Genomic DNA, 26,703 nt, shown 5'->3' with positions numbered 1-26,703 from the left:
CGAGTGGCGAAACTCCACTCAAACCGGCTGAAAGTTCGAAGCACACTCGTGCTCGCGCCATCCGATCGGCGGCGCAGGGGCCGTCCTCGTCTCACTCTCGTCTAGGTCAGCGCTCACTCTCGTCTAGGTCAGCGCTCACTCTCGTCTAGGTCAGCGCTCACTCTCGTCTGGGTCACCCCTCGACCGATTGAGTTACTTGGCACCGCGACGTTTCACGCGAAACATGATTGCGACCCTGACCCATCCGAGTCGCCCTCCAGACGACCGTCGCGCACCCGCGTGCGCTCAGGTCCTCCGTGACGTCCGTGTCACGTATCAGGACATCGGTGACAAAAGCCATCAGGATATCGGTGCCACTTCTGGGGTGCTTCGTGGCGACCCAATCAAGGCGGAATATCGTCGCGATCAGACCGGCGATGTTTCACGTGAAACATGGTGAGCGTGAGCGGTCCTCCTTGTCGGCACTCTCCTGAGAGTCGACACGCGTGCGTCGGGCGGGCCACCGCCCAGTAGTTCTCTCCTCCGGGTGGAACTGCTTGCGGTTCCTGCACGTGGCCACCTGTCCAGTCACAGGAGAGTGTCGTCGCCATCACACCCGGGGCGCTTCGCGTGAAACATCCTGAGTGAGGCGCCCCTCTCTGTCGGCACTCTCGTGAGAGTCAGCACGAGCGCGTCGCGCGCGCGACCGCGCCACCGGCTCTCTCCTCTGCGTGACTCCACTTGCCGTTCTGCGCCTGACTGCCAGTCCAGTCACAGCGAGTGTCGTCGCCATCGCACCCCGTGACGCTCCACGTGAAACATCGTGGTGGGGACGTCCCTCCCTGTCGGTACTCTCCTGAAAGTCAGCACGAGCGCGCCGGGCGGACCAGCAATGCCCTCCTCTGCACGGAGCCGCTTGCCGCTCCCACGCCAGACTGTCTTTCCAACATCGGAGAGTGTCGTCGCCATCACACCCGCGACGTTTCACGTGAAACATCCTGAGTGGGAGAGTCCCTCCCAGTCGCCACTTCCTGACAGTCAACACGCGCACGTGTGGCGGGCAAACCATCGGGGTCAACAGTCGCGAGGCTGGCCCCTTGAGGATTCGGCATGCCGGTGTCGGAAGTGCGACCTATTCATTCGGTGGACGACGCCGGCCTCCACACGGCAACTTGACCAAATCGCACCGATTGGGCGCGGACGAGTGTCGGACGTGAACCGACTCCGTGTCCGTGATCAGTCACCGACCTCAATTACCGGGATCGGGCCAGCAGCGCACAGATGTCATGCGCCAGAGAGGCGCTCGAGCCATGCTGTCGAGCGCGACTGGCTTCGACAGCCACGCACACATTCCTCGGACAGGGGAGCGCCGAGCGTCACTGGGCTGTGCGAAGCTCCCCAACGGTCGGCGAGCGTTCCAGCGCTCTGTGGGCGCCGTCCGGTGCGTCCCCAGCTGAACACTTCGCATGTACGGTTTCACGTGAAACATCGGACCACCTCGGCGCCTCTGAAGCGTCGACGTGTAAGCGTCGGCGACCACCGTCGTTGGGTCTGCGAGAACGATGCCGCACGCGCGCCCCGGAGGCCTCGGGATCCGACCGTGACACTTCGCACATGACCTTCGGGCCAGGCCGACGCATGCCGCGCACGGAATGCTGGCCTGACCGTCCACCACTCACTGAGCACAGAGCGCTCAACACCGGGCAACTGGCGCTGGGCGCCTGGCACTTAGCACTTAGCACTTAGCACTTAGCACTTAGCACTTAGCACTTAGCACTTAGCACTTAGCACTTAGCACTTAGCACTTAGCACTTAGCACTTAGCACCTAGCACCTAGCACTTAGCACCTAGCACTTAGCACCTAGCACCTAGCACTTAGCACCTAGCAGCCAGCAGCCAGCAGCCAGCAACCAGCAACCAGCAACCAGCAATCAGCAATCAGCAACCAGCAACCAGCAACCAGCAACCATGCGCTGCGTGCGCACACGATAGGGCGTTGCATCAACCGCAACGGGTGCAGCCAAACAGAGGGTGCGCCAGTCACCCTGTCCCGAGTGCGCAATCGATCCACACCCCGATTCGCACCCGGATTCACTCGCCAATGTCCAGAGCTTCTGGATGGACCGCCGGGGCCTGCCGCTTCGCGAGGAGAGCGCCGGACCTTCCGTCCAAGCCCATGCCTGGAAGTGCTCATGGCCGAATTCTCGGCTCAACCTGCGTCCGAACGCGCCCAGACACCATCACCAGTCGCCACGACTAGAACTGGGTCGCGGGCGGCGGGCGCTCGGTTGAAGCCGTCGCGCGTCGCGCCGAAAGCGTCGGACGTCAGCCGGCGTACGGCCCTTCGCCGATCTCGCCGAGAATCCGATTGAGGTCTTGCACCGAGGCGAACTCGATGGTGATCTGCCCCTTGCGTGCGCCGAGCGCCACCTTGACTCGCGTGTTCAGGCGGTCGCCCAGACGATCCGCCACTTCGTCCAAATGCGCCTGTCGTTTGCCCGCGGCAGGCCGGGGTTTCGCCGGCTTCGCAGAGGGACTCACGAGCGCCTCGGCGGCGCGCACCGAGAGATCCTCGTTCACGATCTTGTCCGCGATCTTCTGCATCGCCTCCAGATCGCCGGCGGCGAGGATCGCTCGGGCGTGGCCTGCCGTCAACACCCCCGCAGCGACCCGCTGTTGAACAGGAGCCGGCAGCTTCAGCAGACGGATGGTGTTGGTGATCTGAGGGCGCGATCGTCCGATCTTCGTGGCGAGTTCGTCCTGCGTGATTCCGAAGTCCGCGAGCAACTGCTGATAGGCGGATGCCTCCTCAAGCGGATTGAGCTGCGAACGATGCAGATTCTCGAGCAGCGCATCGCGCAGCATGTCCTCATCGGCGGTGTCCTTCACGACAGCAGGAATCGCCTCAAGCCCGACAGCCTTCGAAGCGCGCAGTCGCCGCTCGCCCATGATGAGCTCGTACTTACCCGGAAGTCCCGTCAGCGGGCGCACGACGACGGGCTGCAGAACGCCGACCTCGCGGATGCTCGCTACGAGCTCGTCCATGGCTTCCTGGTCGAACTCCGTGCGGGGCTGCTGCGCGTTCGGCACGATGTCGTCGGGGGAGAGGCTGGCCAGCCTCGCCCCAGGGACCGCGACGAGGCCGTCGGATGGGGCCGTGATGACCGGTGCCGTGCCGTGATCCTCACTGAAGAAGACGTCCACGGGGCGATGCGTGTCGCTGTCTGTGGTGGGGATCAGCGCGCCGATTCCACGGCCCAAACCTGTGCGCTTCGCTGCCATGGTGTTGTATATCCTCGTCTGCCGCTACGTGCGGCCTCGGCGAAAAGGGTGGTGCTGGTGCGGCCGATCAGCGCGGTGCGCCGCGCTTGGCGATCTCCGCCGCCGCTTCGAGATACGAAAGGGCTCCGGGTGAGCCGACGTCGTAGCTGATGACGCTCTGACCGTAGCTCGGAGCCTCCGAGATCCGCACAGAGCGGGGGATGATCGTCTCGAGCACCTGCTTCGGGAAGTGCTCACGCACCTCATCCGCCACTTGATGTGCGAGGTTCGTTCGCGAATCGAACATCGTCAGCAGGATCGTCGACACGTGCAGCTTCGGATTGAGGTGCTTCTCGATCAACGAGATGTTCTTGAGCAGCTGACTCAACCCCTCGAGCGCGTAGTACTCGCACTGGATGGGAATGAGTACCTCGGTAGCGGCCACGAAAGCATTGATCGTCAGCAGGCCGAGGGACGGCGGGCAATCGATCAGCACGTAGTCGATCCCTTCCGGGACCTCGTCGAGGAACGTTTGAAGGGCACGCGAAAGCCGCTGTTCGCGCGCGACCATCGACACGAGCTCGATCTCGGCACCTGCGAGGTCGATCGTGGCGGGAACACAGAACAGGTCTGGCTGTTCGGGGGACTGCTGCACGACATCCGCCATTTCGGCGTCATTCACGACGACGTCGTAGACGCTCGGCGTGCCCTCCCGATGCTCCACCCCCAGAGCCGTCGACGCATTGCCCTGCGGATCCAGATCGATCACGAGCACGCGGGCACCCGACCGTGCGAGGGCGGCGGCAAGGTTCACCACAGTGGTTGTCTTGCCGACGCCGCCCTTCTGGTTGGAGATGGTGAAGATGCGCGTGCGCGACGGCAGTGGAAGGGTCGTCTCCTCGATTGCCTGACGGCGGCGATTGAGTTCGACGATCTCGCTCGCCAGGGGAGTCGACATGTCCAAGGGTGCAGGCACCTCCGCGCTCTCGTTCTCGGGATGTTTCACGTGAAACTCGGCTGTTTCATTACAAACGGCCCGCCCGCGCAAGGGATCTCGCAGGCGGTCGGGAAGCTATCTCACTGTAGCCCGGATGACCCTCGTGACCTCGTCGACGACCCCGGTCCCAAGAATCTCCACGCGTACGTCGTGAATGTGGAAACGGCGCATCTCCTTCACCGCGGAGTCGATCTCCGCCTGGGCATTCGCACCCTTCATCAAGACCAGCTCTCCGCCATCGCGCACGAGTGGAGCGGTGATCGGGATCAGCTTTCTGAACGCGCTGACAGCGCGCGCCGTCACCTGATCGAGCGCATCGTTCAAGCGCACGTCTTCGGCTCTGGCCCGCAGAACCTCGACGTTCTCCAAGTGGAGCGCATCACTCTGCTCCTGCAGCCAGGCGATTCTGCGTTCCATGGGCTCGATCAACACGAAGCGCACGTCCGGTCGAGCTATGGCAAGCACGAGCCCGGGAAGACCGGCGCCGCTGCCGACATCCCCGACGCGACCTCCGCTGATCAGCAGGGGAGCCATCAGCGCACAGTTGATGAGGTGACGGGACCACAACCGGGGTGGCTCAAGCGGACCGATCAGCCCACGCTCCTCACCCTCGCGCGCCAAGGCAGCCGTGAATGCACGCGCCATATCGATACGATCGCCGAACAACGTCGCGGCGACCGCAGGCTCAGGCTCGACGGCAGTCGTCATGTTTCACGTGAAACTAGGCGCGCGTGATGACAGTGTGACGATCGGACGCCTCGCCAACGGAATGCGACGAGAAGCCGCGTTCGGCCACGACATCGTGAACGATCTTGCGTTCGTACGACGACATCGCTGGGAGCGCAGCCTGCGCCGCACCCTCCTCGACTCGGGCGATGGCCCGGTCGACCAGCAGGGTCAGCTCACTCTTCCGCGCATCTCGCGATCCACCGATGTCGAGGATCAGCCTCGAGAACGCGCCGGTCTTCGACTGCACCGCCAGGCGGGCGAGCTCCTGAAGAGCGTTCACCGTGTCCGCACGATTGATGAGGCGAAGCGCCTGAGGGTCCTCAGCGGAGACAGAGACGTACGGGCGGCCGTTCTGCACGTCGATGTCGATATCGCCATCCAGATCACAGATGTCCAGAAGCGCCTCGATGTAGTCCGCGGCAGCGTCACCCTGCGCTTCAAGCGTCTCCACGCTCGTGGTCGCGTCGACATCGGCCGCACCACCGGCTCCGTTCACTGCTGCCTCGTCAGTCATGCTCACTATTTCTTTCCGCCAGACTTCTTCGCCCGGGACTTGCCCATCGGCTGCTGTCGTTGAGTGGTGATCGGCTTCGCCGGAACCTCGTCGACGACGAGAATCGGTGCGCCTTCAGGAGTCTTGAGCTTGCCTTTGCGCGCCAGGCGAGCCTCGCGCGCCTTCTCCGCATCGCTGCCCGGAGTCGGCATGTTCCGGATGACCAGGAACTGCTGGCCCATCGTCCACAGGTTGGAGGTCAGCCAGTAGAACATCACGCCCAGCGGGAACGCGACACCGGAGAACAGGAAGACGAAGGGGAGCAGGTAGAGCAGGATCCGCTGCTGGCGGAACTGCGGGCTCGCCTTGGTCTCGGGCGACATGTTCTTCGAAACGATCTGCAGCTGCGTGAGGAACTGCGACGCAGTCATCAGCACGACCATGGTCGCCGCGATGATCATGACTTCCCAGCTGAAGTCCTTGCCAGCAACCATGAGCGACCATTGCGAACCGAACGACGCGTTGAGCGGGGCACCCAGGAGTTTCGCGTTCTGGAACGAATGCAGAAGGTCGAAGTTCGCGAGGAGACCGACGCTGTCCTTGCCCTGCTGAGCATCGTTCAGCACATGGAACAGGCTGAAGAACACCGGCATCTGCAGAAGCAGCGGGAGGCAGGAGCTCAGCGGATTCGTACCAGTGCGCTTGTACAGCTCCATCGTCTCGCGCGACATCGCCTCACGAGAGAGCTGGTCCTTCTTGCCCTTGTATTTGTCCTGGATCTTCTTCAGCTGCGGTGCGACCTCCAGCATGCGGCGCTGGTTCTTGATCTGCCGCACGAAGATCGGGATCAGCGCCGCACGGATCACCGCGGTCAATCCGACGATGGACAGCACCCAGGTGAGGCCGGCGTTGGGATCGAGACCGAGTGATGTCCAGAGCAGGTGCCAGCCGACCAGGAGCAGCTGCACGAGCCACTCGATCGGCCAGAGGATCGTATAGATGAAGTCCATCTGTTAGTCGGTCATCCTTTTGCGTGGCCGCGTGCCACCACGAACCCGAATGGGGTGACGGAATAGCGGGGGGTCTTCTTACGGGGAACGTCGTCCACTCCGCCGGCGGCCCAGGGATGGCAACGCGCGATGCGCGCGACTCCCAGACCGGTCCCGACGATGAGACCGTGTTCTTGGATCGCGCCGAGCGCGTACGCCGAGCACGAGGGGTAGTAACGGCAGACGTCGCCGTACAGTGGCGAGATCACCGCGCGGTACGCGCGCAGAATCAGCACAGCGACGTTCCTCGGCAGAAGGAGGAGGGTCGTCATCACGGCATGCATCTGGCGCCCACTTTGTCGACGGCTCGGCGAATCTCACCTTGCAGGGTAGTCCAGGATGCCTGCGCAGACGCTGGCAGCGCCCGGACCACGATCTCGTAGCCGGGCGCTATATCCGGAAGGAGTTCTCTGCTCACGGCCTTGAGTCTGCGGCGCACGGTGTTGCGGACAACAGCGACGCCCACCGCCTTGCTCACGATGAAGCCGAAGCGAACCGTTGTCAGATCGGACGCTCGCCTGACGTACGTGATGGTGTGAGCCGCGTGGACTCGTACACCCTTGCGGACCGTCAGGCGATAGTCAGCGCCGCTCCGGATCCGATTCGCCTTGGCGAGCACCGCACTGAGCTGCTACGCGGAGAGCTCGGTACGGCCCTTGCGGCGGCGGTTCGCGAGGATGGCGCGACCGGCACGCGTGCGCATGCGCAGACGGAAGCCGTGCACCTTGGCGCGACGACGGTTGTTCGGCTGGAACGTTCTCTTGCTCATCAGACTTGTCTCTCGATCGATGGAGTTCTCTTCGCGAGGCAGGCCTGGTGGGACACATCGCCCGAGGCGCCTGGAAGGAAGAAGTGCCGCTCGCACGGCAGGGGTCAACCCATTAACGGTACGGGGTGACCTGCGCAAGGTCAAACCGAGGGCGAATGAAGCGTTGATTATCCCAAGGGACAGGACTATGCCTGGAAAGACGCGCCGATGATCGCGGAGATCGCGTTCGCTCGAAGATTTGAGCGTGCGGGTCCGATTCGTTAGCGTGACATGCGGAGTTATCCCCAGGTTGTGAATCGATCTGTGTCCAACCCTTACGGCAGCATGCAGAATGCTGTTGCGACGCTGGGGATAACGGTGTGGATAAGAGCGGCCGGACCTGCTGCTTCGGCCGGCCTGATTCACGATGGGGTGGATCGGACTGCTGGTGCCAGGGTCCGTGAGAATGATCTAGGGGAACTATGGCTGACGGCGATCCGTCGTTGACGAGTGCATGGCGCTCGGTCTTGTCGACGCTCGAAGCGGACGACAGGGTGACCCCGCAGCTGTACGGATTCCTCAGTCTGGTCGAGCCCAAGGGCATCATGGCCGGCACCTTCTACCTCGAGGTGCCCAACGAGTTCACCCGCGGCATGATCGAGCAGCGTTGCCGGGTTCCGCTGCTGAGCTCGATCGGCAGGCTCGATGACTCCTTCGCGGTGTCGACGTTCGCGATCGTCGTCAATCCGGACATCACGCACGACTCGCCACAACTCGAGCCGGAACGCCTCGAGTCCAGCTATATCGACACGCCGACCACCGTGACGCAGCCTTCGGCCCCGATCACGGAGATCAGCGCTGCACCGCGCAGCTCTGACTCGCGACTCAATCCGAAGTACAGTTTCGACAACTTCGTCATCGGGCAGTCGAACCGGTTCGCCCACGCGGCGGCCGTCGCCGTCGCCGAGGCGCCTGCCAAGGCCTACAACCCTCTCTTCATCTACGGTGACTCCGGGCTCGGCAAGACGCACCTCCTGCACGCCATCGGCCACTACGCGATGAGCCTGTACCCGGGCATCCGCGTCAGGTATGTGAGCTCCGAGGAGTTCACGAACGACTTCATCAACTCGATCGCCAACAACCGCGGTTCATCGTTCCAGGCGCGGTACCGCAACATCGACATCCTGCTGATCGACGACATCCAATTCCTTCAGCGAGCGGTCGAGACGCAGGAGGCGTTCTTCCACACGTTCAACACGCTGCACGACCACAACAAGCAGGTCGTCATCACGAGTGATCTGCCGCCGAAGCACCTCACAGGGTTCGAGGATCGGATGCTCACGCGCTTCGAGTGGGGCCTGATCACGGATGTGCAGGCGCCCGACCTCGAGACCCGTATCGCGATCCTGCGCAAGAAGGCGCAGAGCGAGCGGATCCTCGTTCCCGACGACATCCTCGAGTTCATGGCGACCAAGGTCTCCAGCAACATCCGAGAGCTCGAGGGAACGCTGATCCGCGTCACCGCCTTCGCCAGTCTCAACAAGACTCCGGTGGACATGAACCTTGTGCAGACCGTGCTCAAGGATCTGATCACGCTCGACGACGACAACGTGGTCGCGCCGGCCGACATCATCACGGCCACCGCGGACTACTTCAAGCTCAGCGTCGACGATCTCTACGGCTCATCCCGATCGCAAGCCATCGCCACAGCCCGCCAGATCGCGATGTACCTGTGCCGTGAGATGACCAATCTCTCCTTGCCCAAGATCGGCCAGCTGTTCGGCAACCGCGACCACACCACCGTGATGTACGCGAACAAGAAGATCAGTGAGCTCATGAAGGAGCGGCGCTCCATTTACAACCAGGTCACGGAGCTCACCGCGCGCATCAAGCAGACGCACCGCTGATCACCTTGATCGTCAGCATGAAGAACCGGAACCGACTGGTCAGCGGATGACAGTGCCGGCGGTGACCTTCTTCGCTGTACAACCAGCCGCCGGGCGCCCAGCCGCCGAAGTCTCGCCCCGACCGCGCAACGTCGACACGGATGCCATCGGCTCGCCGACGAGTCCGATTCGGCTTCGCCCGCACCTCGTGAGCTCGCCCGCCGCATCCGCTCGCCGGCGTGTTCCATCCTCGGATCCGACCCCGGCAGGTGCCGCGCTCCGGAAGCCCTGCATAGAAATCCACACTGTGGATAACCCTGGGGATAGTTAACGAATAACAGCCTCGGCCATGTGAGCGATCCAGCGACGGCTGTGAAATCCTTGTCATTCGGCGGCGGGCGGCTCAGCAGGCATCGGCTTGTCATCAACAGGTCGCTGACAAGTGACAAGCGTGTAGTTCCCTGTAGTTCACTGGCATGCGCCGAGTTATCCACAGTATCCACAGCGGTTAAGCCGGTTAAAAGAACAAGTTTTCTTAAGCAGGCGTCCGACAACCTCAGCTCCGTCGGCAGAGCCTCGCACCGCTTCGTCCACCCGCCACAGGCTGGGGATAGCATGGAGCGCGCGTACTCGATCCACCGATAGGGGAGAACTTCGTGAGGTTTCAGGCCAACCGCGATGTGCTGAGCGAAGCCGTTTCGTTCACCGTCAAACTGCTTCCCCAGCGCACGACGCTGCCTATCCTCAGCGGCATCCTCATCACGACGACAGAAGATGGCATCTCCCTCTCGGCGTTCGATTACGAAGTCTCGGCTCAGACCGAGATCACAGCGAATGTCGAAGAGCCCGGAACGGTGCTCGTTTCCGGTCGCCTCCTCGCCGAGATCGCATCGAAGCTGCCGAACGCACCTGTGACCTTCGCGACGGATGACAACCGAATCGTGGTCAGCTGCGGCACGGCGAGCTTCACGTTGCTGTCTATGCCTGTTGAGGAATATCCGACTCTGCCCCAGATCGCCGGCGAGTCCGGTCTCGTCCCTGCCGGGGATTTCTCCGAGGCCGTTTCGCAGGTCGCCGTCGCAGCGTCACGAGATGACGTGACCCCGGTCATCACGGGAGTCCAGCTCGAAATCACCGAGAACCGACTCAGCCTCGTCGCCACCGATAGGTATCGGGTCGCCGTGCGGGAGATCGACTGGGATGGATCACTCGGGCAGACAGAGTCATCTACTGCCCTTGTGCCTGCGCGCACGCTGCAGGAGATCGGCAAGACCTTCGGTCATAACGGCACGATCAGCGTCACGCTCGTCTCCAAGGACGACCGGGAGCTCATCGCCTTCACCGCCGAGAAGAAGACCGTGACGTCTCTCCTCATCAAGGGCAACTTCCCTCCGGTCAAGCGGCTCTTCCCGGAGAACGTCGACAACTACGCAGTCATCAACACCGCCGACCTCATCGAGGCGACTCGTCGTGTATCCCTCGTGCTCGAGCGGGAGGCCGCGCTGCGGTTCTCGTTCTCGACCGAAGGGCTCACGCTCGAGGCGATCGGGTCTGAGCAGGCACAAGCATCCGAGAGCATCGACGCTCTCCTCACCGGACCAGACACCGTCGTCTCGCTCAAGCCCCAGTTCCTGCTGGACGGCCTCGGAGCCGTGCACTCGGAATACGTGCGCATCTCGTTCACGAAGACCGACAATCCCAACAAGCCCGGTCCCGTGCTCATCACGAGCCAGACCAGCAAGGAGCAGGCGGGGAGCGACAGCTACCGTTATCTGCTGCAGCCTAACCTGCTGTTGCGCTGACCCATCATCCGGTCGGTTCCCGGTTCGGCTCACACCACGAAGGACTACTCATGCACATCGGTCTCATCGGTCTCGGAAAGATGGGCAACAACATGCGTGCGCGCCTCGAGCGCAAGGGCATCGAGGTCACCGGGTTCGACACCAACCCGGACATCTCCGACGTTGCAACACTCGCCGACCTCGTCGCGGCACTGCCCGCACCCCGCACCGTCTGGGTGATGGTCCCCGCCGGCGCGATCACCGATGGAGTCGTGAACGATCTGGCGGGTCTCCTCGAGGCCGGCGATCTTGTGATCGACGGCGGAAACTCGAAGTTCACGGAGGACTTCAAGCACTCCGAACTGCTCGGCAAGACCGGCGTCGACTTCATGGACGCCGGGGTCTCCGGTGGTGTGTGGGGTCTCGACAACGGTTACGGACTCATGGTGGGCGGCAGCGCAGCCCAGGTCGAGCGCGTCATGCCGGTCTTCGACGCTCTTCGTCCGGAGGGACCGCGTGATGAAGGGTTCGTCCACGTCGGCGAGGTCGGCGCCGGCCACTACGCGAAGATGGTGCACAACGGCATCGAGTACGCGCTGATGCAGGCATACGCCGAAGGGTATGAACTTCTCGACACCCGGAAAGACATCATCAAGGACGTCACCGGAACCTTCAAAGCGTGGCAGCGCGGCACGGTCGTGCGATCCTGGCTGCTCGATCTGCTCGTGCGTGCGCTCGAGCAGGATCCGGAGTTCGAGCACATCGAGGGCTACGTGCAGGACTCCGGCGAGGGACGCTGGACCGTCGAAGAGGGCCTGAACAACGCTGTCCCGATGCCGACGATCAGCGCCTCGATCTTCGCCCGGTTCGTCTCGCGCCAGGAAGACTCTCCCGCCATGAAGGCCGTCGCCGCGCTTCGCAACCAGTTCGGTGGACACGCGGTCAAGGCCGTCGACTGATCCACACGCCGCTGGTTGAGCTTGTCGAAAGCCCGGGTCGACCCGTTGTGCTGGCTTCGTTCCGCAGCGCGCGCCGCCGTCACATCGCTTCGCGCCGCGGCGGCCGGCGGCCGGCGGCCCAAGCTCGACCAGCGGTACGGGCTCCATCAGTGAGAAACCGGTGAAGGAGCGGCGATGAAGGTCACCCACCTGTCGCTGACCGACTTTCGCAACTACGAGCACGCCGAGGTTGAACTCGCGGCCGGTCCGAACCTGTTCGTCGGCAGCAACGGGCAGGGAAAGACCAATCTCGTCGAATCGCTCGTCTACGTCTCGACGGGTTCCTCGCACAGAACGCCCGTCGATGCTGCGATGATCCGGCAGGATGCCGCGGCAGCAGTCGTGCGGGCTCGTCTCGAACACGACGGCAGAGCCGTGCTGCTGGAGCTGCAGCTGAACAGGGGCTCGGCGAACAAGGCGATGGTCAACCGGTCGTCGTCTCGTCCTCGTGAACTGGTGCGCTACCTGTCCACCGTGCTGTTCGCTCCAGAGGACCTCGCTCTGGTGCGCGGTGAGCCGGCCATCCGTCGGCGCCTGCTCGACACGGTGCTCGTGCAGCGCACGCCTCGCCTTGCCGGGGTGCTCGCGGACTACGACCGCGTGCTGCGGCAGCGCAACACGCTTCTCAAGTCGGCAAGGGCATCCGGCGTGAGAGGGTCAGCGCTCTCCACCCTGGATGTCTGGGACGAGCGCCTCGTGGCCCTCGGATCAGAGATCATCGACGAGCGGTCCGACCTCGTCGACAGGCTGAGGCAGCCGGTGCGGGATGCCTATCGGTCCGTGGCCGGCGACGATCACGACCCGCGACTGGTGCCCCTGCTCTCGGTCGACGGCGCAGCTCCTGACGAGGACGGCGACTCCGCATCCGAATCCGAAGCGGACGCCTCGCCCGGCGAGTCAGGGACCACCAACGAGCGGTTTGCGGCGGCGATCGCGCGGTTGCGGCCTCGCGAGCTGGACCGCGGTGTAACCCTCGTCGGTCCGCACCGCGACGACGTGCGATTCGAACTGAACGGACTGCCCGCCAAGGGGTACGCGAGCCACGGGGAGTCGTGGTCGTTCGCGCTCTCGCTGCGGCTGGCATCCGCTCAGCTGCTGCGCGAGCACTCGACCATCGGTGATCCGGTGCTGATACTGGACGACGTGTTCGCAGAACTCGACCAGACGCGGCGGGCGCGGCTTGCGGCATCCGTTCACGATTTCGAACAGGTGCTTGTCACTTCGGCCGTGCTCGACGACGTGCCTGCGGGACTTCGTGCTCACACCGTGCACATTCGTGCCGGCCGGGTGATCGATCAGACGGAAGCGGGAGCGGATGACGATTCCCAGCGTTCCGAGCACGGCCAGGCAGACGAGACGTCATGAGCGAGGCGTCCGACTTCTACCGTCATCTGAAGGAACTGTTCGGCACGGATCCGGGTCGTGGACGGCGACGGACCGATCGCGCGGACAAGCGGGACTCGAGGAATGCCAGCCAACCGTTCGATCCCGGCCGGGAGCCCCACGGACTCGGTCGACTCATGGACTCCCTCGCCGATGAGCTCGGCTGGAACTCCCCGTTGGCCAAGTCTGAGCTGATGGCTGCCTGGTCGCAGGTCGTCGGCGAAGAGACGGCAAAGCACTCGGATCCGGTTGGCGTCGAGGGTGGCGTGCTGACCGTGCGATGCGATTCGACGAGCTGGGCGACACAGCTGCGCATCATGCGCGGTGAGCTGCTGCTGCACATCGAGCGTCGGTATCCGGACGCGGGTGTGGAAAGTATCCGGTTTTTAGGGCCGGACGTCCCCACCTGGAAACGCGGCCCCAGGTCGGTTCCAGGGCGTGGCCCACGCGACACCTACGGTTAAGGCGCCAAATCAGGTCAACCCGTCACTTTCATCGCGTCAGACGGCCGTTTCTCGCCCAGTCATCAGGTCCTTCTTGGTAGAATGAGTGGTCACGAAAAGCGTGCGGTCAGGAGCTCTCAACCCGATGACGACAGAACCGAATACGGCTGGAACCGATAACACCTACGGCGCAAGCCAGATTCAGGTTCTCGAAGGACTCGAGGCGGTCCGCAAGCGGCCGGGCATGTACATCGGCTCGACCGGTCCACGTGGTCTTCACCACCTGGTCACCGAGATCGTGGACAACGCGGTCGACGAGTACCTCGCCGGTTATGGCGATCACATCGACATCACCCTTACCGCCGACGGCGGAGTGCGCGTGGTGGACAATGCGCGCGGCATCCCGGTGGATATCCATCAGCCGGAGGGCATCTCGACCGTCGAGCTCGTGCTGACCGTTCTGCATGCAGGAGGCAAGTTCGGCGGCGGCGCATACGCGGTGTCCGGCGGTCTCCACGGCGTCGGTTCGTCGGTGGTGAACGCGCTGTCGACCAGGCTCGAGGTAGAGGTGAAGAACCAGGGCCACGTGTGGACACAGAGCTACCACGACGGCGTTCCGAATGCTCCGCTCCAGCGAGGCGCCGAAACCAGCGACACCGGAACGACGATCACCTTCTGGCCGAGTGCGACCATCTTCGAGAGCACCGAGTTCGAATACGACATTCTCCGCACCCGGTTCCAGCAGTACGCGTTCCTCAACAAGGGGCTCACCATCTCGCTCTGGGACAAGCGCGAGCGAGAGGTGCTCGACGAGGAGGGCGAACTCGCGCCCGAGCGCAACGACACGTTCCTGTATCAGCGGGGACTCGAGGACTACGTCGAATACCTCAACTCGGCGAAGCGAGCGGATGTCGTCAACGACGAGATCATCTCGTTCGAGTCTGAAGACACGGAGCGCAAGATCGCGCTCGAGGTCGCGATGCAGTGGACGACCGCTTACACCGAGAGCGTCCACACCTACGCGAACACCATCAACACGCACGAGGGCGGAACCCACGAAGAGGGTTTCCGTGCCGCGCTGACGACGCTGGTCAACAAGTACGCCCGGGAGAAGGGCATCCTCAAGGAGCGTGACGACAACCTGTCGGGCGACGACGTGCGCGAGGGCCTCACGGCCGTGATCTCGGTGAAGCTGGCCGAGCCGCAGTTCGAGGGCCAGACCAAGACGAAGCTCGGCAACACCGAGGCGAAGGCGTTCGTGCAGAAGGTTGTCGGTGATCAGCTCGGCGACTGGTTCGACCGCAATCCGAACCAGGCCAAGGAGATCATCCGCAAGGCCATCCAGGCAGCCAGCGCCCGCGTGGCCGCACGCAAGGCCAGAGACACGGCTCGGCGCAAGGGACTTCTCGAGGGCGGGGGGATGCCGGGCAAACTCTCCGACTGCTCAAGCCGGAATCCCGCGGAAAGCGAGATCTTCCTCGTGGAGGGCGACTCGGCCGGCGGATCCGCGAAGCAGGGACGCAACCCGGCGACGCAGGCGATCCTGCCGTTGCGCGGCAAGATCCTGAACGTGGAGAAGGCACGACTCGATCGCGCGCTGGCGAATGCCGAGATCCAGGCGATGATCACGGCGTTCGGCACCGGCATCGGCGAGGACTTCAACAGTGAGAAGGCCCGCTACCACAAGATCGTGCTGATGGCCGATGCGGATGTCGACGGCCAGCACATCACGACGCTGCTCCTCACGCTCCTGTTCCGTTACATGCGACCACTGATCGAGATGGGATACGTCTATCTCGCGCAGCCCCCGCTGTACCGGCTCAAGTGGTCGAACTCCGACCACCAGTTCGTGTACTCGGATCGAGAGCGTGATGCGCTGCTCGCCGACGGCCTGGCGGCTGGCAAGCGGATCCCGAAGGACAACGGCATCCAGCGCTACAAGGGTCTTGGCGAGATGAGCTACCAGGAACTGTGGGAGACCACGATGGATCCGGAGACTCGCACACTGCTCCAGGTCACCATGGATGACGCGGCAGCCGCAGATGAGACGTTCGCCACCCTCATGGGCGAGGACGTCGAGTCGCGTCGGCACTTCATCCAGAAGAACGCGAAGGATGTGCGGTTCCTCGACATCTGATGAGCACCGGCGCGGCAGCCGGGAACAGCAGACGGGCCGTCCCGACCGGGCCGGTGAACCGAAGAATCGCAGCAGACGAGAAGAAGACGAAGAAGAGAAGTAGATGGCAGACGAGACCGACGGCATCGAGCAGACCGCATCCGAGGGAACGGACGGCAGCGCCGGAATCGTTCACGGCAAGATCGAGCCGGTGGAGCTGCAGCTGGAGATGCAGCGCAGCTACCTCGACTACGCGATGGCGGTCATCGTCGGCCGTGCGCTGCCCGAGGTGCGCGACGGCCTGAAGCCCGTGCACCGCCGCGTGATCTACGCGATGTACGACGGCGGATACCGTCCCGACCGCGCGTTCTCGAAGTGCTCCCGCGTCGTCGGCGACGTGATGGGACAGTTCCACCCGCACGGCGACACTGCCATCTACGACACGCTCGTTCGTCTCGTGCAGCCGTGGAGCCTGAGGTATCCGCTCGCGCTCGGGCAGGGCAACTTCGGATCCCCTGGCAACGACGGCGCGGCGGCCATGCGGTACACGGAGACGAAGATGGCTCCGCTCGCCCTTGAGATGGTGCGGGACATCGACGAGGACACCGTCAACTTCCAGGACAACTACGACGGACGAACGCAGGAGCCGTCCATCCTGCCTGCGCGGTTCCCGAACCTTCTCGTCAACGGCTCGGTGGGCATCGCGGTCGGCATGGCCACGAACATCCCTCCGCACAACATGCGCGAGGTCGCTGCCGGCGCCCTGTGGGCGCTGGAGCATCCGGATGCCACACGTGACGAGCTGCTCGACGCGCTCATGGAGCGCATCAAGGGCCCCGACTTCCCGACCGGCGCTCAGATCCTCGGTGTGAAGGGGATCCACGACGCGTACCGCACCGGGCGCGGATCGATCACGATGCGAGCGGTCGTCAACGTCGAGGAGATCCAGGGTCGCAACTGTCTCGTCGTCACCGAGCTGCCTTACCAGGTCAATCCCGACAACCTGGCGATCAAGATCGCCGAGTTCGTGAAGGACGGCAGGATCGCCGGTATCGCGGACATCCGCGACGAATCCAGTGGTCGAACGGGACAGCGGCTCGTCATCGTGCTCAAGCGCGACGCCGTCGCAAAGGTCGTGCTGAACAACCTGTACAAGCACACGCAGCTGCAGGAGAACTTCGGCGCGAACATGCTCGCGATCGTCGACGGCGTTCCGCGCACGCTGCCGCTGGACGGATTCATCTCCGCCTGGGTCGACCACCAGGTCGACGTCATCGTGCGCCGCACCCAGTTCCGCCTGCGCAAGGCCGAGGAGGATGCGCACATCCAGCGCGGCCTGGTGAAGGCGCTCGACGCGCTCGACGAGGTCATCGCGCTCATCCGTCGCTCACCGAGCGCCGACGAGGCTCGTGCGGGACTGATCGAGCTGCTCGATGTCGACCAGGTGCAGGCGGATGCCATCCTCTCGATGCAGCTGCGCCGGCTCGCGGCACTCGAGCGTCAGAAGATCATCGACAACCTCGCCCGCCTCGAGGCGGAGATCGCCGACTACCAGGCGATCCTCGCCGATCCGGTGCGTCAGCGGAGCATCATCAGCGAAGAGCTCACGGAGATCGCCGACAGGTTCGGGGACGAGCGTCGCACCAACATCCTGTACGGCTTCGACGGGGACATGAGCGTTGAAGACCTCATTCCCGAGGAAGAGATGGTGGTCACCGTCACGCGCGGCGGCTACATCAAGCGCACACGCAGCGACAACTACCGTTCGCAGCACCGCGGCGGCAAGGGCGTCAAGGGAGCGCAGCTTCGCGGAGAGGATGTCGTCGAGCACTTCTTCGTGACGACCACGCACCACTGGCTGCTCTTCTTCACGACGAAGGGCCGGGTGTACCGCGCCAAGGGGTACGAAGTGCCTGAGGCAGGACGCGACGCGAAGGGCCAGCACGTCGCGAATCTGCTCGCCATGCAGCCGGATGAGGAGATCGCCGAGATCCTGGACATCCGCGACTATTCCGCTGCGAAGTACCTGGTGCTCGCGACGCGGGACGGTCTGGTCAAGAAGACGGCTCTCGACGAGTACGACACGAATCGCACCGGCGGAATCATCGCGATCAAGCTCCGCGAGGGTGACGAGCTCATCTCTGCATTGCTTGTCGAAGAGGACTCCGACGTCCTGCTCGTCTCGCGCAAGGGAATGTCGATCCGTTTCACGGCCACCGACGAGGCGTTGCGCCCGATGGGTCGTTCCACATCCGGTGTGATCGGCATGCACTTCCGTGACGACGACTCGCTTCTGGATGCCGCGGTGATCGCTTCTCCCGGCGCCGAGCGCACGGATACCGCAGCATCCGCCGACGACGGTTACGTCTTCGTCGTCACCGAAGGCGGGTACGCGAAGCGCACGGCAGTCGACCAGTACCGGCTCCAGGGACGCGGCGGACTGGGCATCAAAGTCGCGAAGCTGAGCGACGACCGAGGGGATCTTGCGGGTGCTCTCATCGTCGACGAGGACGACGAGGTGCTCGTGGTTCTTGCCAGCGGCAAGGTGGTACGCTCTGCCGTGGCCGAGGTGCCGGCGAAGGGCCGGGACACCATGGGTGTCGTATTCGCTCGTTTCGCCGATGACGACAAGATCATCGCCATCGCACGGAACAGCGAGCGGAATCTGGACGCTCACGACGCCGAACCGGTTGAACCTGAGACCGGCGAGGAGGCCGAGGAGCCCCGAAAGGACGACGCAGTAGATGAGTAGTGTGGCAGAACGATTGGCCCAGAAGTCCTCCACTCGCAGAGCACCCGCCAAGCAGGTGCGGCTTCGCCTGGTCTACATCGACTTCTGGTCGGCCGTGAAGCTGTCATTCCTTGTCGGCCTGTGCCTGGCGATCATCTCGATCGTCGGATCGTTCCTGATCTGGGTCGTGCTCGACCAGACGGGGATCTTCGACAACCTGAACAGCCTGTTCAAGGACATCTCCGGCACGAGCGGAAGCGACTTGAAGTCGATTCTCAGTCTCGGGACGGTGATGGGCTTCTCGATCGTCGTCGCCATCCTGAACCTGGTCATCACGACGGCCCTCGGTGCGGTCTGCTCGCTGCTGTACAACCTCAGCGTGAAGATCACCGGTGGCCTGCTGGTCGGCTTCACCAACAACTGATTCTCACCGCCTCGATTCGCGTCAACGCAGACGCTCAGGTAGTCTGTCATTCGGCCAATTCAACGGCCGGATCCCGGGGATATAGCTCAGGCGGTTAGAGCGCTTCGCTGATAACGAAGAGGTCCGAGGTTCAAGTCCTCGTATCCCCACGGTTCGATTTCTGTAGTCGCAGGAACGCCAACTGCTGCACAAAATGACGTGCGCGCCATCCGCACCATAGCGACTCGGCGGCGTGTACGGCGAGTCGCGCAGCGCCGCAAGCCGGGCAGGGACCGGCTTGCAAATAGGCACGGGGCCTTAGCTCAATTGGTAGAGCGCCTGCTTTGCAAGCAGGAGGTCAGGGGTTCGATTCCCCTAGGCTCCACAGTTCGAGTCGTCGACGCTTCGCGGATCTCGCGTGGCACGGACGAACGGTCTCGCTACGGGAACAGCTGGAAGATGCCGTAGGCCACCATGTCGAAGCTGGCTCCTCCGTACAGGACGTACCAGAGCGCGAGGACTGCGCCGACGCCGATTCCCACGAGGAGACCGAACGCCAGACAGAGGCCGAGGATCCCTAGTCCCGCTGTTCCTCTCGTCGCCGGAGTGACGCTACCTTCGGTCGTTTCTTCGGCTCCATCGAAGAGATCGAGTACATCGTCGCTCATCCGTCGGAGTCTACGGTGTCGGGCGGTCGAGGTGCGTCGGCACGAGCGTCCGCTCTCGGATATCCGGAGCTGCGTCGTCCGCACGTCTCGCATCCGCCGGTCGACTGACCCGGTCTCGCACGCGGGATGTGGCGTCGTAGGGTGTCTAGATGGACATCCGCGTCGCTGCGTATGCCGTCATCACCGACGGCAGCAGGGTTCTGCTCGCTCACTGGAACGATCGTGGCCGTAGCGGATGGACGCTCCCGGGCGGCGGTATCGAGTCGGGAGAGGACCCTGCGGATGCCGCGGTGCGCGAGGTGCGCGAGGAGACCGGATACGACGCCGAGCTCGATGAGCTGATCGGTGTGCACTCGCACGTCATCCCGGAGAACCAACGCATCTCCGGCCACGGACCCTTGCAGGGACTGCGGATCGTCTACCGTGCGCACATCCTTGGCGGGACTCTCACCGACGAACTCGACGGGTCGACGGATGAGGCGCGCTGGTTCGACATCGCGGATGTGGCGAACATCCGAAAGGTCTCGCTCGTGGACATCGGTCTGCGGTTCGCGAATCTTGTCGAATCGTGAACGACAGAATCACGCCGTGTGACGATGCCCACGGCGTGATTCGAAACGTCAGGATCTACTCGGCGGCCGGCGGCTCGGTGAGGTCGTCCTCGGCGACCCACAGCTCGTCGTCGGCGCGGAACGTCTGCCACACGGCGTACGCGATCCCGATGACGGCCACGGCGGCGACGGCCAACGCGAGATATGTTCCGAATCCGGGACCGGACTTCTCCGGCTTGGCCTTCTTGGTGAGCTCGCCCTTGGCGGCCTGGAGCCGCTTGACGGCGGCCTGAACACGGGCGTCGTGTGCGACATCCGCAACGCTCAGCGCAGTGCCGAGCACGGTGCCCACCGCGGGAACCACGTTGTTGGAGATGGCGTCACTCGCGGCACGCGTCACGGGCCTGACGTACTGGTCGTAGCCCTCGCGGACGCGGGGAGCGACCTCTTCGCGCGTCAGATGCGCGGCCTGCCGGCCCGCCTCCTGGGCGACGACGTTCGCCCGGCCCAGCACATCCTGCTGCGCCCCCCAGAGTTCGAGGGCTTCAGCGCGAAGCCGGTTGAGTTCCTTCTGGCGCTTTCGTGACAGACTCACGGTTCCTCCACCCGGTCGTACTTGCAGGTTCCTCCATCTTGCCACCGAAAGCCCCGACGGCCAGGGGATGGACAAATCCGCTATGCAAGAATTGAGCCCATGTCCAAGCACACCGCGGTGGCCACTCTGCACACCAACTACGGCGACATCGCCGTCAACCTGTACGGCAACCACGCACCCAAGACGGTTCGCAACTTCGTCGGTCTCGCCACCGGTGAGCAGGAGTGGACGGATCCCCGGACGGGCGAGTCTCGCAACGACTCCCTGTACGAGGGTGTGGTGTTCCACCGCATCATCCCCGGCTTCATGATCCAGGGCGGCGACCCGCTGGGAACCGGCACCGGTGGACCCGGATACCGCTTCGACGACGAGATCAACTCGGAGCTGGACTTCACGAAGCCGTACGTGCTCGCCATGGCCAATGCCGGCATCCAGGGCGGTCGCGGCACCAACGGTTCCCAGTTCTTCATCACCGTCGGCCCGACCACGTGGCTGCAGGGAAAGCACACCATCTTCGGCGAGGTGGCCGACGATGACTCGCGCCGCATCGTGGACAAGCTGGCGGCTGTGCCGACGGATGCCCGTGACCGTCCGCTCGACGACGTGGTCATCGAGTCCATCACGGTCGACCAGGCGTAGTCCGCCGGCCCGCGTCGCTGCACCCCCCTTCAATCCGAGCACAGAGCACCAGAGCACAGAGTGTCGCAACCGTCCTCGCCGGGTGAGCCGTCCGCGTCAGCCTGCTACCGGCATCCGGATCGGCTCACCTATGTGAGGTGTCAGCGCTGCGGTCGGCCGATCTGCGGCGAATGCCAGACCCCGGCGCCCGTCGGATTCATCTGCCCGGAGTGCATGCGACAGCAGCGAGCCACAGCGCCGCGCACGAAGCCGGCGTTCCTGACCAGGCTCACCGGCCCGCGACAGCCGGTGGTCACGTACGTGATCATCGCGATCTGCGTCGTGGTGTTCCTGCTCCAATGGATCACGGGACTGGCCAACGGTCCCGTGACGAGTTCGCTCTGGTACGCCGGTATCTACGGGTATCCGAACGGCACAGTCTCATGGGCCGGGTATGAACCATGGCGCATGCTCACCGCTGCGTTCGTGCACGGGAACATCCTGCACATCGCCCTGAACATGTACACGCTGTGGATCTTCGGCATCGTGCTCGAGCCGATGTTGGGTCGCGTGCGCTACGCCGTGCTCTTCGTGCTGAGCGCGATCGCCGGCTCGGTGGGCGTGTATCTGCTCGACTCACCCGTGCAACCTGTCGTCGGGGCTTCCGGAGCGATCTTCGGCATGATGGCCGCGCTGCTCATCATCCAGCGACACCTGGGCGGCCCGATCACCCAGCTTCTGGTACTCGTCGGCATCAACCTGGTGATCAGCTTCCTGCCCGGATTCGGCATCGCGTGGCAGGCCCACGTGGGGGGCCTCGTGGGCGGCGCGCTCGTCGGACTCATCTACACCCAGACCCGAGCACGTTCGCGTCGTCCGCTGCAGATCGTGCTCCTGGTGGTTCTGGGTGTGCTGCTCGTTCTCGCGGGCAGCTGGCACGTTTTCGCCTGAACCCTGCCGTCGCGCTGCACCCGTCCACCGATTGGGGATGACGGGTGTGGATTTCTGAGTTATCCACAGGTTTTCGCACAAGAGTTATCCACAGGTTTTCCCACAAGGGGATAATTACACCGGTGTAATTGCTCCTCGAACGACACGAAAACGTCGGCGTTCGCATCCGCCGCTCCGTTAAATGCGATTCGCGCCGACCGTAGTCGACGCGATTCGCTGGACGGTGCAGACGGAGGTCAGCGCCACCGGGTGGTCATGAGGAAGCCGACGAACGCGATGCCGAACCCGATCAGGATGTTCCACGCGCCGAGCTGTGGGATGGGGTACTGGCTGCCGCTCACGTAGAACACGACGATCCAGAGGAGGCCGACGATCATGAAGCCGAGCATGACCGGCAGGAACCATACCGGGTTGGGGGTCTCATCGGTTGACCGGACCTCGTTGACCGATCGGGACGAGCGCTTGGAGCGGGTCTTGGAAGCCATAGTGCCAACATTCTAGCCGGACACGATCGGCGGCTTCTCTGCGCAGCGGGGAGGAACGTGAGCGCCTCTCGGCACCCGCACGGCCTGGCCGATTAGACTCCGGACTCGTGACAGACCGCGATGATTCCGCTCCCGAGGAGGAGCTGCGTGTCGCGGAGACCCTCCCGACGTCGACGGACGACGACGACAGTGTTCCGTCTCCTTCGAGCGCTGGACAGCTGCGGCACGCCAAGGGCCGCAGAGCCGCAGCCAGCCCACGTCGCAAGGTGTCCGTTATCGGGGTCATCGGCGAACTGCTGGTGACAGCGGGAGTGCTCGTTCTGCTCTTCATCGGATGGCAGACCTGGTGGCAGTCGAGCGTGCTGGCGTCTCAGCAGAACAGTGCGGCGGCGGAGCAGAGCAAGAAGTTCCTGGATCAGGCGAAGGACTCTCCGACGCCAACCCCGAAGCCGACTCCCACCCCGGGCTCCACGGCAGTGAACTACGGTGATCCGCCCGTCATGAAGGCGCCGGGTGCCGCGCAATCGTTCGCCGTGATCTACGTGCCGCGGTTCGGGGCGGACTGGAAGCGCACGATCCGCGAGACGGTGGACGTGGAGAGTGTGCTCAACAGCTACAACGCCGGCGTCGGCCACTATTCGAACACGGCGATGCCTGGCGCGGTGGGCAACTTCGCGATCGCCGCACACGACACCGGATACGGCAACACGTTCATCGACGTCTCGAAGCTGCAGGTGGGCGACAAGATCTACATCCAGACCAAGGACGGGTACTACACCTATCAGTTCCGGAACATGGAGTACATCAGGCCGACCACCGTTCAGGTGCTCTACTCGGTGCCGCAGGTGAAGGATGCACAGCCCGGAGACCGCTACATCACCATGACGACGTGCAACCCGCCGTACCACGCGCAGGAGCGCATCGCGGCGTTCGGAGTGCTGGATTCCTGGCAGCCTCTGTCGGCGGGGCCGCCCAAAGAGATCGCTGCCGAAGTGGGGACCAACTGATGTACGGCGCACTGTGGCGCCTGTTGCCCGGACCCGTCTGGCTGAGGATCATCATTCTCGTGGTCCTGGTCGTGGCGGTGCTCTACTGCCTCGTGACGTGGGTTTTCCCGTGGATCGATAGTCTGCTGCAAAGCAATGAGGAAGGAACCGTCGGCGTATGACCCGGGTGCTCGTGATCGACAACTACGACAGCTTCGTCTACACGCTGAACGGGTACCTGCGCGAACTCGGTGCGGAGACGGATGTCGTGCGCAACGACGCGATCGCCGCCGACGACATCCCCTCGGTGTTGCGCGGCTACGATGCCGTGCTGCTCTCGCCCGGTCCTGGGACGCCACGGGATGCCGGGGTGTCGATCGACACGGTGAAGGCCGCTCTGGCGTCGGGGACGCCCTTGCTGGGCGTGTGCCTCGGACACCAGGCGATCGCTGAGGCGTTCGGCGCAACGGTGACGAATGCCGAGGAGCTCATGCACGGCAAGACGTCCGTGGTCGAGCACGACGGCTCGGCGTTCTACGACGATGTTCGCCAAGGATTCACAGCCACCCGCTACCACTCGCTCGCGGTGGTCGACGGTACCGTCCCAGACGACCTCATAGTGACTGCCCGCACCCCGGGTGGTGTCATCATGGGCTTGCGACACCGGACGGCACCCATCTACGGTGTGCAGTTCCACCCGGAGTCGGTGCTCACCCAGGATGGCTACCGGTTGCTGGGCAACTGGCTCGCCGTCGCCGGCCTCACCTCCGCCAAGGAACGCTCCCGCACGCTGGACCCGCTCCTCGCCGTCAGCTGAGCAGCCGGGCGCCCTGAACCGGACGCTGCACTCAGCCCGACCGTGCGACGCCACGGTCCGAGGTGGCGCAGCCTCGCGTCCCATGGCATCGCGACTTCGGATCGGGACAAGCCAGCTCGTAGGAGACGCGACCCGCTCTCGGAGGAGGCGGCGGCGTGTACGCCGCCGGACGCGACCACGCGGTCAGCCGACTGCGGTGCGCCGGGCGGGGCGCGCTGGAGCTGAAAGCGGGGGCCATTGCTGGCCGCCGCCGCGACGCCAGCGCTGCCGACCGTCTCGGTCGGCAGTTGCATCAATCACCCAGTGCAGTACGTGAACCTGATGGTGGATCCCTGGGGCACGGAGCCGGGCGCCTGATCCTGATGGTTCACCGGGGCGCCGGTCTGCGTCTTGCACGTCGGATCCGCTTCGGGGTCGGGGATGAGGCCGAGCTTGGGATCCTGCAGCGTCGTGGTCGCCTCTTGCACGCTCTTTCCCGTGATGTCGGGGAGGGTGACCTGGCCGTTCGAGACCACGAAATTAATGGTGTCACCCTCATGCGCGGTGGCGCCACTGGCCGGATTCGTCGAGATGACCACGTTGGCCGGAACCGTCGGCGAGTCCTGTGTGTCGACCTGGCCCATGACGAAGCCGAGCTGTTTCAGGGTGTTCTGGGCGTCGTCGACCGACGTGCCCGCGACATCCGGAACCTGGATCGCCTTGGCGCCGGTGGAGACGTAGACCGTGACCGTGTCGCCCTTGGTGGCGATGACGCCTGCGGCCGGATTGGTACGGATGACCTTGTCCTTCGGTACCGAATTGCTGGATTCCTCGGTGAAGGTGGACTTGAGCTTGACGCCGTTCAGAGCCTTGGTCGCCTGGTCGACGGTCATGCCGGCGACGATCGGGACCTTCGCTGCATTGTCGGCCAGGTGCTGGGTCGGCGACTGATTGAAGACCCAGAGCAGCAGGGCCGCGATGATCACGGCGATGCTGAGCACGCCCGCCCAGATCCAGAGCACGGGCGGGCGGCTCTGAGTGCGGACCACCTGGTCGTCGTCGGCCAGCTGCCGGAGCGCCGCCTCTGTCGGAGTGGGGCTGGTGGCGGATTCGCCGAAGAGTGCGGCATCGAAGGCGTCGCGCTTCTTGTGGATCGGCACCTGCCCAGAAGCAGCGAGCTCGAGGTCGTCGCGGAACTCGGCTGCTGTCTGGTAGCGCTGGTAGCGATCCTTCGCCAGCGCCCTCAGCACGACCATGTCGAATGCCGGTGAGACGCGGGCGTTGAGGCTGCTCGGCTTGACCGGCTGCTCGCTGACGTGTTGGTAGGCGACCGCGACGGCCGTGTCGCCGCGGAACGGCGGTCGTCCGGTCAGCATCTCGAAGAGCACGACGCCGGTCGAGTACAGGTCGGTGCGAGCATCCACCGTCTCGCCCTTCGCCTGCTCAGGCGAGAAGTAGCTTGCGGTGCCGAGGATGGCCGTCGTCTGGGCGACAGTTGCGGACGAGTCGCTGATGGCGCGGGCGATTCCGAAGTCCATCACCTTCACCTGGCCGGCGCGGGTGACCATGATGTTGCCGGGCTTGATGTCGCGGTGCACGACGCCGGCGCGGTGTGAGTATTCGAGCGCGGTCAGCAGGCCGGATGCGATGCGTGCCGCCTCCGCGGGCTCCAACGGGCCGTTGCGCAGGATGTCGCGCAGCAGCACGCCGTCGACGTACTCCATGACGATGAAGGGAGCCTGCACCTCGTTGCCGTGCGTGTCGCGGACCGTCTCCTCGCCGGCGTCGAAGACGCGGACGATGGTCGGATGTGCCATACGCGCGGCAGCCTGAGCCTCCTGGCGGAAGCGGGTGCGGAAGGCGGGGTCCGTCGCGAGCGATGGCTTCAGCAGCTTGATGGCGACAGTGCGCCCCAAACGGATGTCGACACCCTTGTGCACATCGGCCATTCCGCCTCGCCCGATGAGCTCGCCTACGCGGTATCGCCCCGCAAGCATGCGGGGTTCATCCGTGGTGGGGTAGTCGACGTCAGGCAACACTGCGAACAGTGTAGTGG

At 64.1% G+C, this 26,703-nt stretch carries 25 protein-coding genes and 2 tRNA genes; 15 read left to right on the top strand and 12 right to left on the bottom strand.

Going from position 1 to position 26,703, the window contains the following annotated elements; all coding sequences use genetic code 11:
* Positions 1-2,304 precede the first annotated feature (2,304 nt).
* The 8 genes from ACX9R5_RS02975 to rpmH form a co-directional block, all read right to left on the bottom strand.
* Positions 2,305-3,261, bottom strand: coding sequence for a ParB/RepB/Spo0J family partition protein (locus tag ACX9R5_RS02975; protein ID WP_459407515.1), 957 nt, complete (start codon positions 3,259-3,261; stop codon positions 2,305-2,307).
* A gap of 67 nt (positions 3,262-3,328) precedes the next feature.
* Positions 3,329-4,198 carry a ParA family protein gene (locus ACX9R5_RS02970; protein WP_459407514.1) on the bottom strand — a complete coding sequence of 290 codons (870 nt, stop codon included), beginning with the start codon at positions 4,196-4,198 and terminating at the stop codon, positions 3,329-3,331.
* Between the two features lie 114 nt (positions 4,199-4,312).
* Positions 4,313-4,945 carry a 16S rRNA (guanine(527)-N(7))-methyltransferase RsmG gene (gene rsmG / locus ACX9R5_RS02965; protein ID WP_459407513.1) on the bottom strand — a complete coding sequence of 211 codons (633 nt, stop codon included), beginning with the start codon at positions 4,943-4,945 and terminating at the stop codon, positions 4,313-4,315.
* 13 nt (positions 4,946-4,958) lie between these two features.
* The gene (locus tag ACX9R5_RS02960) at positions 4,959-5,480 is read right to left on the bottom strand and encodes a Jag family protein (RefSeq protein WP_459407512.1); all 522 of its coding nucleotides are present in this window, start codon (positions 5,478-5,480) and stop codon (positions 4,959-4,961) included.
* 5 nt (positions 5,481-5,485) lie between these two features.
* The gene (gene yidC / locus ACX9R5_RS02955) at positions 5,486-6,469 is read right to left on the bottom strand and encodes a membrane protein insertase YidC (RefSeq protein WP_459407511.1); all 984 of its coding nucleotides are present in this window, start codon (positions 6,467-6,469) and stop codon (positions 5,486-5,488) included.
* A gap of 11 nt (positions 6,470-6,480) precedes the next feature.
* Entirely contained in the window at positions 6,481-6,780 is a 300-nt protein-coding gene (gene yidD / locus ACX9R5_RS02950; protein WP_459407510.1) for a membrane protein insertion efficiency factor YidD, read from the bottom strand.
* Entirely contained in the window at positions 6,780-7,127 is a 348-nt protein-coding gene (gene rnpA / locus ACX9R5_RS02945; RefSeq protein WP_459407509.1) for a ribonuclease P protein component, read from the bottom strand. The genes yidD and rnpA overlap by 1 nt, the downstream gene beginning before the upstream one ends.
* Before the next feature lie 12 nt (positions 7,128-7,139).
* On the bottom strand, positions 7,140-7,277 hold the full coding sequence (gene rpmH, locus ACX9R5_RS02940; RefSeq protein WP_026940492.1) for a 50S ribosomal protein L34: 138 nt from the start codon (positions 7,275-7,277) through the stop codon (positions 7,140-7,142).
* Positions 7,278-7,738: 461 nt separating this feature from the next.
* Between rpmH and dnaA the strand changes: the two genes are divergently transcribed.
* The 10 genes from dnaA to ACX9R5_RS02890 all read left to right on the top strand — a co-directional run bounded on the left by dnaA (position 7,739) and on the right by ACX9R5_RS02890 (position 19,382).
* Entirely contained in the window at positions 7,739-9,163 is a 1,425-nt protein-coding gene (dnaA, locus tag ACX9R5_RS02935; protein ID WP_459407508.1) for a chromosomal replication initiator protein DnaA, read from the top strand.
* Positions 9,164-9,798: 635 nt separating this feature from the next.
* Entirely contained in the window at positions 9,799-10,944 is a 1,146-nt protein-coding gene (dnaN, locus tag ACX9R5_RS02930; protein WP_459407507.1) for a DNA polymerase III subunit beta, read from the top strand.
* Between the two features lie 50 nt (positions 10,945-10,994).
* Positions 10,995-11,882 (top strand): phosphogluconate dehydrogenase (NAD(+)-dependent, decarboxylating), encoded by an 888-nt coding sequence (gene gnd, locus ACX9R5_RS02925; RefSeq protein WP_459407506.1) that lies wholly within the window; start codon positions 10,995-10,997, stop codon positions 11,880-11,882.
* A 174-nt stretch (positions 11,883-12,056) separates the two neighbouring features.
* The gene (gene recF, locus ACX9R5_RS02920) at positions 12,057-13,286 is read left to right on the top strand and encodes a DNA replication/repair protein RecF (RefSeq protein ID WP_459407505.1); all 1,230 of its coding nucleotides are present in this window, start codon (positions 12,057-12,059) and stop codon (positions 13,284-13,286) included.
* On the top strand, positions 13,283-13,768 hold the full coding sequence (locus ACX9R5_RS02915) for a DUF721 domain-containing protein (protein ID WP_459407504.1): 486 nt from the start codon (positions 13,283-13,285) through the stop codon (positions 13,766-13,768). Before recF ends, ACX9R5_RS02915 begins: the two co-directional genes overlap by 4 nt.
* A 124-nt stretch (positions 13,769-13,892) precedes the next feature.
* A complete protein-coding gene (gene gyrB, locus ACX9R5_RS02910; RefSeq protein ID WP_459407503.1) occupies positions 13,893-15,884 on the top strand; it encodes a DNA topoisomerase (ATP-hydrolyzing) subunit B in 1,992 nt (663 codons plus the stop codon).
* 103 nt (positions 15,885-15,987) lie between these two features.
* On the top strand, positions 15,988-18,615 hold the full coding sequence (gene gyrA, locus ACX9R5_RS02905; RefSeq protein ID WP_459407502.1) for a DNA gyrase subunit A: 2,628 nt from the start codon (positions 15,988-15,990) through the stop codon (positions 18,613-18,615).
* A complete protein-coding gene (locus ACX9R5_RS02900) occupies positions 18,608-19,018 on the top strand; it encodes a DUF3566 domain-containing protein (RefSeq protein ID WP_170025614.1) in 411 nt (136 codons plus the stop codon). Before gyrA ends, ACX9R5_RS02900 begins: the two co-directional genes overlap by 8 nt.
* A 75-nt stretch (positions 19,019-19,093) precedes the next feature.
* A tRNA-Ile gene (locus ACX9R5_RS02895) sits at positions 19,094-19,167 on the top strand.
* A gap of 142 nt (positions 19,168-19,309) precedes the next feature.
* A tRNA-Ala gene (locus ACX9R5_RS02890) sits at positions 19,310-19,382 on the top strand.
* A gap of 55 nt (positions 19,383-19,437) precedes the next feature.
* Here ACX9R5_RS02890 and ACX9R5_RS02885 read toward each other — a convergent pair.
* The gene (locus ACX9R5_RS02885) at positions 19,438-19,665 is read right to left on the bottom strand and encodes a hypothetical protein (protein WP_459407501.1); all 228 of its coding nucleotides are present in this window, start codon (positions 19,663-19,665) and stop codon (positions 19,438-19,440) included.
* A 149-nt stretch (positions 19,666-19,814) separates the two neighbouring features.
* Between ACX9R5_RS02885 and ACX9R5_RS02880 the strand changes: the two genes are divergently transcribed.
* Positions 19,815-20,237, top strand: a complete 423-nt coding sequence (locus tag ACX9R5_RS02880) for an NUDIX hydrolase (protein WP_459407500.1) — start codon at positions 19,815-19,817, stop codon at positions 20,235-20,237.
* Positions 20,238-20,292: 55 nt separating this feature from the next.
* On the opposite strand, the gene ACX9R5_RS02875 is transcribed toward ACX9R5_RS02880, so the two are convergent.
* Positions 20,293-20,811 (bottom strand): hypothetical protein, encoded by a 519-nt coding sequence (locus ACX9R5_RS02875; protein ID WP_459407499.1) that lies wholly within the window; start codon positions 20,809-20,811, stop codon positions 20,293-20,295.
* A gap of 99 nt (positions 20,812-20,910) precedes the next feature.
* Between ACX9R5_RS02875 and ACX9R5_RS02870 the strand changes: the two genes are divergently transcribed.
* Positions 20,911-21,450 (top strand): peptidylprolyl isomerase, encoded by a 540-nt coding sequence (locus ACX9R5_RS02870; RefSeq protein WP_459407498.1) that lies wholly within the window; start codon positions 20,911-20,913, stop codon positions 21,448-21,450.
* Between the two features lie 213 nt (positions 21,451-21,663).
* The gene (locus ACX9R5_RS02865) at positions 21,664-22,380 is read left to right on the top strand and encodes a rhomboid family intramembrane serine protease (RefSeq protein WP_459407497.1); all 717 of its coding nucleotides are present in this window, start codon (positions 21,664-21,666) and stop codon (positions 22,378-22,380) included.
* Positions 22,381-22,616: 236 nt separating this feature from the next.
* Here the strand turns inward: ACX9R5_RS02865 and ACX9R5_RS02860 are convergent, their stop codons facing one another.
* Positions 22,617-22,865, bottom strand: coding sequence for a cell division protein CrgA (locus tag ACX9R5_RS02860; RefSeq protein WP_170025620.1), 249 nt, complete (start codon positions 22,863-22,865; stop codon positions 22,617-22,619).
* Between the two features lie 107 nt (positions 22,866-22,972).
* Between ACX9R5_RS02860 and ACX9R5_RS02855 the strand changes: the two genes are divergently transcribed.
* Complete coding sequence (locus ACX9R5_RS02855; protein ID WP_459407496.1) at positions 22,973-23,872, top strand: class E sortase; 900 nt, start codon at positions 22,973-22,975, stop codon at positions 23,870-23,872.
* 157 nt (positions 23,873-24,029) lie between these two features.
* Positions 24,030-24,668, top strand: coding sequence for an anthranilate synthase component II (locus tag ACX9R5_RS02850; RefSeq protein WP_459407495.1), 639 nt, complete (start codon positions 24,030-24,032; stop codon positions 24,666-24,668).
* A 296-nt stretch (positions 24,669-24,964) separates the two neighbouring features.
* Here ACX9R5_RS02850 and pknB read toward each other — a convergent pair whose 3' ends face one another.
* Positions 24,965-26,644, bottom strand: a complete 1,680-nt coding sequence (gene pknB / locus ACX9R5_RS02845) for a Stk1 family PASTA domain-containing Ser/Thr kinase (RefSeq protein WP_459409021.1) — start codon at positions 26,642-26,644, stop codon at positions 24,965-24,967.
* Positions 26,645-26,703 lie beyond the last annotated feature (59 nt).

Source organism: Rathayibacter sp. CAU 1779 (assembly GCF_054551755.1).
This window is presented reverse-complemented; position numbering and strand designations above follow the sequence as displayed.